A 12,055-nucleotide genomic window follows, 5' to 3' on the forward strand; every position below is an offset into this window, starting at 1 on the left:
CAAGCCCGTCCGGCGATTGAGGACAATCGGTAACCGATAAGGTCGGAGACATGGGCCCCCTGCCAAGTCCCTCCACCCCCGCCGGCACCCACGGCCTCACCGCACTCCTCGCGCACCCCGCCGGCGCCATCGTCGCTCTCGACTTCGACGGCACCCTCGCCGAAATCGTCCCCGATCCCGAACAGGCCCGCGCCCACCCCCGCGCCGTCCCCGCCCTCGCGGCCCTCGCGCCGCACGTCGCCTCGATCGTGGTGATCACCGGGCGGCCGGCCGAACTCGCCGTGAAGTTCGGCGGCTTCGCGGGCGTGCCGGGCCTCGACCACCTCGTGGTCCTCGGCCACTACGGCGCCGAGCGCTGGGACGCCGCCACCGGCACCGTACGCGCCCCCGCCCCCCACCCGGGCGTCTCGGCGGCCCGCGCCGAACTCCCCGCCCTCCTCGACGGAGCCGGACACGCCGCCACCCAAGGCACGGCGCAAGGCACGGCGCAAGGCACGGCGCAAGACACCGCGCAAGGCACCGCTCAAGACACCGCCCAAGGCACCTGGATCGAGGACAAGGGCCAGGCGTTCGCCGTCCACACCCGCAGGGCCGCCGACCCCCAGGCCGCCTTCGACACCCTGCGCGCCCCCCTCGCCGCCCTGGCGACCCGTCACGGCCTCGTCCTGGAACCGGGCCGCATGGTCCTGGAACTGCGCCCGCCCGGCGTGGACAAGGGCGTGGCGCTGACGAAGTACGCGGAGGAATCAGGCGCCGAGACCGTCCTGTACGCGGGCGACGACCTGGGCGACCTCCCGGCCTACGCGGCGGTGGACACCCTCCGCGCGAAGGGCCACCCGGGCCTCCTGGTGTGCAGCGGCACCGAGGTCCCGGAGCTGTCCACCCGAGCCGACCTCACCCTCCCGGGCCCCGCCGCCGTCGCCGACTTCCTGGCAGCCTTGGCACAGGCCGTGTCCCGAACCTGACAGGGCCGGCTAGAGAGCGCGCCCCCGCCTAGAGCACGCCGCCCGACACGCGACCCCGCGCCCTCAGGCGCGCACCGCCTCCAGCTGGTCCAGGAACCACTGCGACGGAGGGAGGGCCGTGGCCGCCGCCGCCAGGCGCTTGGTGCGTTCCGCGCGTTCGTCCTGGGGCATCGTCAGGGCCTCGTGGAGCGCCGCGGCCGTCGCCGTGATGTCGTACGGGTTCACCACCAGCGCGTCCTCGCCCAGCTCCTCGTACGCGCCCGCCTCGCGGGACAGGACCAGGACGCAGCCGTTCTCCGAGACCACCGGGATCTCCTTCGCGACCAGGTTCATGCCGTCGCGGATCGGGTTGACGAGGGCCACGTCCGCCAGGCGGTACGCCGCCAGGGAGCGGGCGAAGTCGTCCTTGACGTGGAGGACGACCGGGAGCCAGCCGTCCGTGCCGAAGTCCTCGTTGATCGCGTCCGCCACCCGCTGGACCTCGGCCGTGTAGTCGCGGTACACCGAGAGGTCCTGGCGGGAGGGGTACGCGAAGGCCACGTGGACCACCCGTTCGCGCCACTCCGGATGGTCGGTCAGCAGCTGCCGGTACGCCAAGAGGCCGCGGACGATGTTCTTGGACAGTTCCGTACGGTCCACCCGGACGATCGTCCGCCGGTCCGTCCCGCCGATCTCCTCGCGCAGGGACGCGATGCGCTCGTCCACGTCGGGGCGGTGCGCCCGCTCGCGCAGGAAGTCCGCGTCCGCGCCCAGGCCGTGCACGCCGATCCTGGTGTTGCCGGTGCCGCCCAGCAGCTCCGTACAGCAGGCCGTGAAGGCGTCCGCCCAGCGGTGGGTCAGGAACGCCGCGCGGTCCGCGCCCAGGATGCCCCGGAGCAGCTGGCGCGCGATGTCGTCGGGGAGCAGCCGGAAGTAGTCCACCGGCGCCCAGGGGGTGTGCGAGAAGTGGCCGATCCGCAGGTCGGGGCGGAGCGCGCGGAGCATGCCGGGGACCAGCGCCAGGTGGTAGTCCTGGATCAGGACCGACGCGCCGTCGGCCGCCTCGTCCGCCAGGGCTTCGGCGAACGCGCGGTTGTACGCCTCGTACGACGCCCACTGCGCCCGGAACTCCGCGCCGAAGGACGGCTCCAGCGGGGTCTGGTAGAGCAGGTGGTGGACGAACCAGAGCGTGGAGTTGGCCACCCCGTTGTACGCGTCCGCGTAGACCTCGGGGGCGATGCCCAGCATCCGTACCCGCTGCCCGCCGGTGTCCTCCGGGTCCAGCCGGCCGCCGGTACGCCGTACCGCCTCGCGGTCGCCGTCGCCGAGCGCCGCGCACACCCACACCGCGTCCGTGTCGGGGCCGATGGCGGAGAGGCCGGACACCAGCCCGCCGCCGCCGCGCCGGGCCTCCAGCGCTCCGTCGTCGCGGAGCGTGTACGAGACGGGGCCGCGGTTGGACGCGACGAGGACCTGGGCGGCCTGCTCGGAAACCATGTGCCGAAATCTAGCCCGTACGGGAAACGCTCAAACGTACGGAGAGCGACCGTGCGGGGGAATCAGTCGCCCCCGCGTCCCCGTGCCGCCGCCAGCGCCACCACCCCCGCCCCCGTCAGCGCGACCGCCACCCCGCCCAGCAGCCACAGCCGCTCGGCCGTGACGCCGCCGTGTGCCGCCGCGAGGAACCACAAGCTCAGAGGAGTCTCCATAAGCCTGCAATATAGGTAAATAGGATCAAGCGGGGTGATTACGCCGCGCGGCCGGCCGTGTACTCCGCGATCTCCCGCATCGGCGGCCGCTCCTCCGTGTCCACGGCGTACGTACGCGGTTCAAAACCGCTCTCGCCCCGCTCGAACTGCGTCAGCTCGGGCCGTACCAGCTGCGCCCCCAGATGGGCCCCGAGCTGCGTCCCCACCTGCGCCCGCGGCATTCGCAGCTGCGCCGTCCGGTAGATCGCCGCCGCCATCCGCCCCAGCGCCCGGTCGTCCTGGTGCCGGTGCAGCCGCGTGCCCACGTCCACCTGGCCCAGCGCGTCCAGCCCCACACAGTGGAGCGCGTCCACCAGCAGCCCCAGCTCCACCCCGTACCCGACGGGGAACGGCAGCCGCTCCAGCAGGGTCCGCCGGGCCGCGTACTCCCCGCCGAGGGGCTGGACGAACCCCGCCAGGCGCGGCCAGTGCAGATTCAGCAGCGGACGCGCCACCAGCTCCGTAACCCGCCCGCCCTGGCCCACCGAGGCCCCCGGCGCCGCCAGCGGCCTGTCGTACATCGCCTTCACCAGCTGGACGTCGGGCTCCGTCAGCAGCGGCCCCACGATCCCCGTCACGAAGTCCGCCGAGAACTCCCGCAGATCCGCGTCCACGAAGCACACCACGTCCCCGCCCGTCACCAGCAGCGACCGCCACAGCACCTCGCCCTTGCCGGGCAGCGCCGGCAGCCGCGGCAGGATGTCGTCCCGGCGCACCACCCGCGCGCCCGCCTCCTCCGCCACCTTCGCCGTCGCGTCGGACGAACCGGAATCAATCACCACCAGTTCATCCACCAGCGGCGCCTTCTCCATCAGCTCGCGCCGGATCACCGAGACGATCCCGCCGACCGTCCCCTCCTCGTCCAGCGCGGGCAGCACCACACTGACGGTCGTGCCACGCGCGGCCTTCGCCGCCAGGAGCCGGTCGGGCGTACGGTCGGCCACGGACCAGGAACGCCTGGTCAGCCAGCGTTCCACCTCTTCCAGCACGGTCGGTTCTCCCTGAAAGTGATCCATCTCGCGGTGCGGACCACTATCTCCGCGGTCCGCTCCTTCGGTTACAGTCTTGAACAACACGAATGACCACCGCATGTCGGGGGTCGTCCGGTGGACAAACGCTCGGATCGCGGGACCGACCCCGGATCCGATGCCATACCGCTCATCCAGAGGGGCAGAGGGAACGGCCCGTTGAAGCCCCGGCAACCCTCCCGCCGACCGCGAGGTCATGGTGGGGAAGGTGCCAATTCCGTCTTGCGGCGAAGTACGTCGTGAGGAAGATGAGGAAAGGGCCTCGCCTCCATGTCTGTGCAGACCGTCCCCACGCCCGGTGTCACCCCCGGTGCCGTCGACCTCGGACCCGCCGCCGCCCTCTCGTGCCGCGAATGCGGCGAGCGCTTCGACCTCGGCCCGATCTTCGCCTGCGCGTCCTGTTTCGGGCCGCTCGAAGTGGCGTACGACCTGCCGAGCGGCACCCCCGAAGAGCTGAAGAAGCGCATCGCCGAGGGGCCCGACAACATCTGGCGCTACGCGCCGCTGCTGCCCGTCCCCGCCGACGTGGCGTCGAAGCCGAACATCAACCCCGGCTTCACCAAGCTCGTCAAGGCCGACAACCTCGCCCGTGAACTGGGCGTCACCGGCGGCCTGTACGTGAAGGACGACTCCGGCAACCCGACGCACTCCTTCAAGGACCGCGTCGTCGCCATCGCCGTCGAGGCCGCCCGCGCCTTCGGCTTCACGACGCTCTCCTGCTCCTCCACCGGCAACCTGGCCGGCGCCGTCGGCGCCGCCGCCGCCCGCGCCGGCTTCCGCTCCTGCGTGTTCATCCCGAGCGACCTGGAGCAGGGCAAGGTCGTCATGGCCGCGGTGTACGGCGGTGAACTCGTCGGCATCGAGGGCAACTACGACGACGTCAACCGCTTCTGCTCCGAACTGATCGGCGACCCGCTCGGCGAGGGCTGGGGCTTCGTGAACGTCAACCTCCGCCCGTACTACGGCGAGGGCTCCAAGACACTCGCGTACGAGATCTGCGAACAGCTCGGCTGGGAGCTGCCCGACCAGCTCGTCATCCCCATCGCCTCGGGATCGCAGCTCACGAAGATCGACAAGGGCCTCCAGGAGCTCATCAAGCTGGGCCTCGTCGCGGACAAGCCGTACAAGATCTTCGGCGCCCAGGCCGAGGGCTGCTCCCCGGTCTCCACCGCCTTCAAGGCGGGCCACGACGTCGTACGGCCCCAGAAGCCGAACACCATCGCCAAGTCCCTGGCGATCGGCAACCCGGCCGACGGCCCGTACGTCCTCGACATCGCCCGCCGCACCGGAGGCGCGGTGGACGACGTGAACGACGAGCAGATCGTGGACGCGATCAAGCTGCTGGCCCGTACCGAGGGGATCTTCGCGGAGACCGCGGGCGGGGTGACCGTCGGCGTGACGAAGAAGCTCATCGACGCCGGCCTGCTCGACCCGGCGCTGACGACGGTCGTGCTCAACACGGGCGACGGTCTCAAGACGCTGGACGCCGTGGCCCCGACCACCGGCCCCACCGCCACGATCCGCCCGAGCCTCGACGCGTTCCGCGCCGCCGGCCTGGCCCACTGAGCCACCGCGCCGCGCCCCGCCCATCACTGAAGGAAGGCACCCCACCATGAGCGTCAAGGTCCGCATCCCCACCATCCTCCGTACGTACACCGGTGGCCAGGCCGAGGTTCCGGCGGAGGGCGAGACCCTCTCCGAGGTCATCCAGTCGCTGGAGGCCAGCCACCCCGGCATCGCCGCGCGCGTCCTGGACGACGAGGGCAAGCTGCGCCGCTTCGTCAACGTGTACGTGAACGACGACGACGTCCGGTTCGAGCAGGGCCTCCAGACGGCGACCCCCGCGGGCGCCGGCATCTCGATCATCCCGGCGGTCGCGGGCGGCTGCTGACGCCGGATCACGGGGACGCCCGGCATACGTGGAAGGCCCCCTCCGCACAGGAAGCGGAGGGGGCCATTCTTTATGGTTGAGCGCGGTAGAGTTGGGAACACCCCCTCGCGGCCGGTGCCGAGCGCATACGAGAACGCGACAACCTGGGGTCGAACTCCCGGTGACTTTTGCGGGCACATGTGTGGTTTGCCTGGCCCGACTTGCCCCGGAACGCAGTCAATCCGTCGCTATGTGTGTTCGGTCGTGCCCAGATTTCTCGTCCGATTGACCTGTTGCAGAGGGCAGTTGGGCAGATACATTCAGCCGCGGTCGAAGCGTTCCGGCAGTAATAGGGGAGTAAGGCATGGCTCAGGGCACCGTCAAATGGTTCAACGCGGAGAAGGGCTACGGCTTCATCGCGGTCGACGGTGGTGCGGATGTATTCGTCCACTACAGCGCGATCCAGATGGACGGCTACCGCACCCTTGAAGAAGGTCAGCGAGTTGAGTTCGAGATCTCGCAGGGCCAGAAGGGTCCGCAGGCGGACATGGTCAAGCTCGCCGTCTGATCCCGGCGCGATCGGCCACCGACGCACTCACGCCGAGGGGCCCGTATCCCATACAGGGATACGGGCCCCTCGTGCGTGTACGGGACCCCCGCGCGGGGGTGCCGGGCCGGGGGAGGAGCTTGCACTCTCGGGGGTCGAGTGCTAATCATTGGCGTTAGCACTCTGCAAGTGAGAGTGACAACTTATGGACCGGGTCAGTGAGGCCCGGAGGGACCGGTGGAGCAAGGAACCGCCGGGCTCTCAGGCCGTCCGTCGCGGGCGCGGGCGCGGTCCGGAGCAATCCACCCCAGTCCGGGAGGACCACTTCACATGGCCAAGATCATCGCGTTCGACGAGGAGGCACGGCGCGGTCTCGAGCGCGGGATGAACCAGCTCGCCGACGCCGTCAAGGTCACCCTTGGTCCCAAGGGTCGCAACGTCGTCCTCGAGAAGAAGTGGGGCGCCCCCACGATCACCAACGATGGTGTTTCCATCGCCAAGGAGATCGAGCTCGAGGACCCGTACGAAAAGATCGGCGCTGAGCTGGTCAAGGAAGTCGCCAAGAAGACGGACGACGTCGCCGGTGACGGTACGACCACCGCGACCGTCCTCGCCCAGGCACTCGTCCGCGAGGGCCTGCGCAACGTGGCGGCCGGCGCCAACCCGATGGCCCTCAAGCGCGGGATCGAGAAGGCCGTCGAGGCCGTCTCCGGTGCCCTGCTGGAGCAGGCCAAGGACGTGGAGACCAAGGAGCAGATCGCTTCGACGGCCTCCATCTCCGCCGCCGACACCCAGATCGGCGAGCTCATCGCCGAGGCGATGGACAAGGTCGGCAAGGAAGGCGTCATCACCGTCGAGGAGTCGCAGACCTTCGGTCTGGAGCTTGAGCTCACCGAGGGCATGCGCTTCGACAAGGGCTACATCTCGGCGTACTTCGCCACCGACATGGAGCGCATGGAGTCGTCCCTGGACGACCCGTACATCCTGATCGTCAACTCCAAGATCGGCAACGTGAAGGACCTCCTTCCGCTGCTGGAGAAGGTCATGCAGTCGGGCAAGCCCCTGCTGATCATCGCGGAGGACGTCGAGGGCGAGGCGCTGTCGACCCTGGTCGTCAACAAGATCCGCGGCACCTTCAAGTCCGTCGCCGTCAAGGCCCCGGGCTTCGGTGACCGCCGCAAGGCGATGCTGAACGACATCGCCATCCTCACCGGCGGCACGGTCATCTCCGAAGAGGTAGGCCTCAAGCTGGAGAACGCCGGTCTCGACCTGCTGGGCCGCGCCCGCAAGGTCGTCATCACCAAGGACGAGACCACCATCGTCGACGGTTCGGGCGAGAGCGACCAGGTCGCCGGCCGCGTGAACCAGATCCGCGCCGAGATCGAGAACAGCGACTCGGACTACGACCGCGAGAAGCTCCAGGAGCGCCTCGCGAAGCTGGCCGGCGGCGTGGCCGTCATCAAGGCCGGCGCCGCGACCGAGGTCGAGCTCAAGGAGCGCAAGCACCGCATCGAGGACGCGGTGCGCAACGCCAAGGCCGCCGTCGAGGAGGGCATCGTCGCCGGTGGTGGCGTGGCTCTGCTCCAGGCTTCCTCGGTGTTCGAGAAGCTCGAGCTCGAAGGTGACGAGGCGACGGGCGCGAACATCGTCAAGCTCGCGCTGGAGGCTCCGCTCAAGCAGATCGCCGTCAACGGTGGTCTCGAAGGCGGCGTTATCGTCGAGAAGGTCCGCAACCTGCCGATCGGTCACGGCCTCAACGCCGCGACCGGCGAGTACGTGGACATGATCGCCGAGGGCATCATCGACCCCGCGAAGGTCACCCGTTCCGCTCTCCAGAACGCGGCCTCCATCGCGGCGCTGTTCCTCACCACCGAGGCCGTCATCGCCGACAAGCCGGAGAAGGCCGGCGCCGCCGGCGCCCCGGGCGGCATGCCGGGCGGCGACATGGACTTCTGAGCCCGCCGCCGTACGGCTGTACGGCACCGGCTCGGAGCGTTCCTGAACCGAGGGCGGTACCCCTTCCGGGGGGTGCCGCCCTCGGGCGTTTCCGGAGCGGGGGGCCGGGTCAGCGGGTGTAGTCCTTGAGCTTTTGCGTCTCCAGGGTGAGGGCGACCGGCGCGAGCGCCCCGTCCGCCCGGGCCCGGCCCTTGCGGTAGCTCTCCACCTTCAGGCCCTGCTCCGGATACAGGCGCAGGTCGGGACGCTGTTGGAGGCAACGCTCCAGCAGCCACATGACGATGGCCCCGTGGAGCTGGTCGGGCAACGGTTTGACCTGGAGTTTTCCGCTGATGAATTGGAGCGTGACGCCCTTGGGGGCCCTGCGGGCGAGTTCCTCGAAGTCGTCGAGGGACATCTGCGGCCGTGCCTCGGTGCCGGGGCTGGGGATCATGGTGTGGCCTCCTCGCCTCTATGGTGCCCCGGGCCGCTACGGCCCCGCCGCGCCCAGCGGCAGTTCCAGTTCCGCCCAGACGATCTTGCCGCCCGGGGCCGTGCGGGTGCCCCAGCGGTGGGACAGCTTGGCGACCAGGAACAGGCCCCAGCCCTTCTCGTCCTCCGCGCGGGCGTGCCGCAGGCGCGGGGAGCGGTCGTCGGAGTCGAAGACCTCGCAGACCAGGGCGACGTGGCGGATCAGGCGGAGGCGGATGGGACCGGCGCCGTACCGGACGGCGTTCGTGACCAGTTCGCTGACGATGAGTTCCACGGTGGCCGCCAGCTGGTCCAGACCCCACGACGAGAGCTTGGCGACGGCCAGGGCGCGGGCGTTCGCCACCAGCGCGGGGTCGGTGGGCAGCACCCAGGTGACCACATGGTCCGGGGGCAGCGAGCGGGTACGGGCCAGCAGCAGCGCCACGTCGTCCTGGGACGCGTCCGTCGACACCATCGTGCCGACCACCTCCGCGCAGACCTCCTCCAGCGGACCGCCCGTACCACCGGTCCTGGCCAGGGCCTCGCCCAGCCGCCCCAGCCCGACGTCGATGTCCGCCTCGCGGGTCTCGACCAGGCCGTCCGTGTAGAGGGCGATGACACTCCCCTCCGGCAGCTCCATCTCGACCGACTGGAAGGACAGCAGCCCGAGGCCGATCGGCGACCCGGCCGGCAGCTCCGGGAACGTGACCGTGCCGTCCGGGAAGACGATCGCCGGGGGCGGGTGGCCGGCACGCGCCATGGTGCACCGGCGCGTGACGGGGTCGTACACCGCGTACACGCAGGTCGCGCCCATCACGGGCGTGCTGTAGTCCTCGGCGTCGGGCTCCGCGTCCTCCTCGGTGAGGCGGACGACCAGGTCGTCGAGGTGGGCGAGCAGTTCGTCCGGCGGCAGATCCATGTCCGCCAGGGTGTGGACGGCCGTGTGGAGCTGCCCCATCGTCGCCGCCGCGTTGATCCCGTGTCCGACGACGTCCCCCACCACCAGGGCGACCCGCCCGCCGGACAGCGGGATCACGTCGAACCAGTCGCCGCCGACCCCGTCGTGCAGATCCGCCGGGAGGTACCGCGCGGCGACGTCCACGGCGTGGCCGCCCGACAGGTGGCGGGGGAGCAGGTTGCGCTGGAGCGCAAGGGACGCCGTGCGCTCGCGGGTGTAGCGCAGGGCGTTGTCCAGGCTCAGGGACGCCCGCGCCGCGAGTTCCTCGGCCAGCAGGAGGTCGTCCCTGCCGAACGGCGCCTTGGTGTCGTTACGGGTGAAGACGGCGACACCCAGGATCGTGCCGCGCGCCCGCAGCGGGACCACGATCATGGAGTGGACCCCGGTCTCCCGGATGACCCTGCGCCGGCCGGGGTCGTTGTCGAGCCAGGAGCCGGGTCCCGTCTTGATGATGGGCTCGAACTGCGACTTCCCGGTGGTCATGGCGGACATGAAGGGCGACACCCGGGGGACGTACACGGCCTCCCCGATCGCCCACAGTGACTCGGGGTTTCCCTCGTGGATGGACGCGACCCCGCCGCGCCGGAAGACCGGGATCGTGCCGTCCCCGGACTCCAGCCGTTCGAGGGGCTCCCCGCCGAGCGGCAGGGTCTCGGCGAGGTCGACGGTGGTGTAGTCGGCGAGGAGCGGCACGGCGACGTCGGCCAGCTCCTGGGCGGTGTTCATGACGTCGAGCGTCGTGCCGATCCGCGTACCCGCCTCGCTGAGGACGGAGAGCCGCTCGCGCGCCCAACTGCTCGTGATGTCCACGGCGATGGAACACACCCCGAGGGGCCTGCCGTCCATCCCGTCGAGCCGGAAGAACGAGGACGAGAAGACCCGCTCCTGGTGGAGGTCCTGGGCGATCCAGCGGAACTCGTGGTCGATCACCGGGGTGCCGGTCCTGAGGACCTGGAGCATCGCCGCCTCGACCGCGTCCGTGTCGAACCCCGGCAGCGACTCGGTCACCCGGAGGCCGAGGCGCTCGTGGCGCAGGGCGCCGCTCTGGCGCTCGACCGTGCTGTTGAGCCAGACGCAGCGCAGGTCGGCGTCCCAGATGGACAGGCCGATGGGGGCGCCCTCCAGGAGTGACCTGACCACCACGCCGTTCATCGTGGGCCGTACGGACGACTCGGCGAGCGGGGCCGCGGAGAGGAACCAGTCGGTACGGCCGCCGGGGCCGGCCAGCGGGGAGGCCTGGAGGGTGACGTGGATGCCGTGCCCCTCCCGGTGGCGCAGCTCGACCAGCTCCGACCAGGGCTCGCCGGCCCGGACGCGGGCGGACCAGGCCGGGACGAGGGGGGAGGGGGCGGTTCCGGGGGTGCCGGGGCCGTCGCCGTCGTCGGGGGCTTCGCGGGCTTCGCGGGAGTGGAGCAGACGGGTGGCGGAACGGTCCACCACGTCGGCCGCCCGGTACCCGAGCAGCTCCTCCGCGGTCCGGGTCCAGCCGATGACGGTCCCGCGCGCGTCGACGACGGCCACGGCCGCGCCGGCCACGTCGAGGGCGTCCTGGGCGGGGCCGGCGTGCGGGGGACCTGCCTGTACGGGGCGGTCCTGCGGGGGACCGGACGCCATCGGGCGGCCGTCGGCGCCGGGCACCGCTGTTCCGGCATCGCCCTCGCCATCGACCATCAGTGAGATCCCATCCGCCCGCACATATCCCTTATGGCATGGTTTCACACTTCCCCATGCGGGGGCGGGCCGAGGGACCGGGCGTCCGGGGCGGTCCCTCAGGTGGCGACCGGGCGTCCGGGGCGGTCGCTCAGGTGGCGCGGGCCGCCTTCAGGGCCGCGCGCAGATGGCCCCCCGACTCCGCGAGGAGCGATTCGGCGCGGGGACCGTCCACCTCACCGAGGATGGTGAGGATGGCGGGCTTCACCTCACCGTCGGTGGCCGCGAGCGCCGCCTCGATCTCCGGGTCCGACGCGCCGGTCGCCAGGGAGACGATCCGCCGCGAGCGGGCCCGCAGCTTCTCGTTCGAGGCGCGGACGTCGACCATCAGGTTCCCGTACGTCTTGCCGAGCCGGATCATCGTGATTGTCGAGATCATGTTGAGGACGAGCTTCTGCGCCGTACCGGCCTTGAGGCGGGTCGACCCGGTGAGCAGCTCGGGGCCGACGACCACCTCGATGCCGTGTTCGGCGGCAGCCGCCAGCGCGCTGTCCGCGTTGCACGACAGGCCGACGGTGAGGGCGCCGAGACCGCGCGCGTACTCGACCGCGCCGACGGCGTACGGGGTGCGGCCCGACGCGGAGACACCCACCACCGTGTCGTCCGCGGTGAGCTTGAGCGCGGTCAGGTCGGCGGCGGCCAACTCCCTGGAGTCCTCCGCGCCTTCGACGGACGTCACCATCGCGCCGGGCCCGCCCGCGATCAGGCCGACGACCTGCTCCGGGGCGGTGTTGAACGTGGGAGGGCACTCGCTGGCGTCCAGGACGCCCAGCCGCCCCGCCGTGCCCGCGCCCGCGTAGACCAGCCGGCCGCCGCGCGCGACCCGCTCGGCCACCGCGTCCAC

The 12,055-nt window shown here is 71.1% G+C and carries 10 protein-coding genes, 1 pseudogene and 1 riboswitch; of the genes and pseudogenes, 5 read left to right on the forward strand and 6 right to left on the reverse strand.

Features of this window, described 5'->3' with window-relative positions; genetic code table 11:
- Nucleotides 1–50 precede the first annotated feature (50 nt).
- On the forward strand, nucleotides 51–965 hold the full coding sequence (locus GT042_RS05040; RefSeq protein ID WP_161307484.1) for a trehalose-phosphatase: 915 nt from the start codon (nucleotides 51–53) through the stop codon (nucleotides 963–965).
- A gap of 63 nt (nucleotides 966–1,028) precedes the next feature.
- Here GT042_RS05040 and GT042_RS05045 read toward each other — a convergent pair whose 3' ends face one another.
- The 3 genes from GT042_RS05045 to GT042_RS05055 form a co-directional block, all read right to left on the reverse strand.
- A complete protein-coding gene (locus GT042_RS05045) occupies nucleotides 1,029–2,441 on the reverse strand; it encodes a trehalose-6-phosphate synthase (RefSeq protein WP_161307485.1) in 1,413 nt (470 codons plus the stop codon).
- A gap of 62 nt (nucleotides 2,442–2,503) precedes the next feature.
- Complete coding sequence (locus GT042_RS05050) at nucleotides 2,504–2,653, reverse strand: hypothetical protein (protein ID WP_161307486.1); 150 nt, start codon at nucleotides 2,651–2,653, stop codon at nucleotides 2,504–2,506.
- 38 nt (nucleotides 2,654–2,691) lie between these two features.
- On the reverse strand, nucleotides 2,692–3,681 hold the full coding sequence (locus tag GT042_RS05055; protein ID WP_345943688.1) for a glucosyl-3-phosphoglycerate synthase: 990 nt from the start codon (nucleotides 3,679–3,681) through the stop codon (nucleotides 2,692–2,694).
- Nucleotides 3,682–3,847: 166 nt separating this feature from the next.
- Nucleotides 3,848–3,975: riboswitch (SAM riboswitch) on the forward strand.
- Nucleotides 3,976–3,990: 15 nt separating this feature from the next.
- On the opposite strand from GT042_RS05055, the gene thrC reads away from it, so the two are divergent.
- The 4 genes from thrC to groL all read left to right on the forward strand — a co-directional run bounded on the left by thrC (nucleotide 3,991) and on the right by groL (nucleotide 8,093).
- On the forward strand, nucleotides 3,991–5,286 hold the full coding sequence (gene thrC / locus GT042_RS05060) for a threonine synthase (RefSeq protein WP_161307488.1): 1,296 nt from the start codon (nucleotides 3,991–3,993) through the stop codon (nucleotides 5,284–5,286).
- A gap of 46 nt (nucleotides 5,287–5,332) precedes the next feature.
- Nucleotides 5,333–5,611 carry a ubiquitin-like small modifier protein 1 gene (locus GT042_RS05065; RefSeq protein WP_161307489.1) on the forward strand — a complete coding sequence of 93 codons (279 nt, stop codon included), beginning with the start codon at nucleotides 5,333–5,335 and terminating at the stop codon, nucleotides 5,609–5,611.
- Between the two features lie 343 nt (nucleotides 5,612–5,954).
- Complete coding sequence (locus GT042_RS05070) at nucleotides 5,955–6,158, forward strand: cold-shock protein (protein ID WP_005315736.1); 204 nt, start codon at nucleotides 5,955–5,957, stop codon at nucleotides 6,156–6,158.
- A 309-nt stretch (nucleotides 6,159–6,467) separates the two neighbouring features.
- Nucleotides 6,468–8,093 (forward strand): chaperonin GroEL, encoded by a 1,626-nt coding sequence (gene groL, locus GT042_RS05075; RefSeq protein WP_161307490.1) that lies wholly within the window; start codon nucleotides 6,468–6,470, stop codon nucleotides 8,091–8,093.
- Between the two features lie 157 nt (nucleotides 8,094–8,250).
- Here the strand turns inward: groL and GT042_RS05080 are convergent.
- From GT042_RS05080 to murQ, 3 genes and pseudogenes are all read right to left on the reverse strand, one after another.
- A pseudogene (locus GT042_RS05080) lies at nucleotides 8,251–8,526 on the reverse strand (Uma2 family endonuclease); the annotation flags it as partial.
- A 36-nt stretch (nucleotides 8,527–8,562) separates the two neighbouring features.
- Nucleotides 8,563–11,115 carry a SpoIIE family protein phosphatase gene (locus tag GT042_RS05085; protein WP_161307492.1) on the reverse strand — a complete coding sequence of 851 codons (2,553 nt, stop codon included), beginning with the start codon at nucleotides 11,113–11,115 and terminating at the stop codon, nucleotides 8,563–8,565.
- A 187-nt stretch (nucleotides 11,116–11,302) separates the two neighbouring features.
- On the reverse strand, nucleotides 11,303–12,055 hold a 753-nt coding region (murQ, locus tag GT042_RS05090; protein WP_161307491.1), incomplete at its 5' end, for an N-acetylmuramic acid 6-phosphate etherase.

This window comes from Streptomyces sp. SID3212, from assembly GCF_009865405.1.
GTDB lineage: Bacteria > Actinomycetota > Actinomycetes > Streptomycetales > Streptomycetaceae > Streptomyces.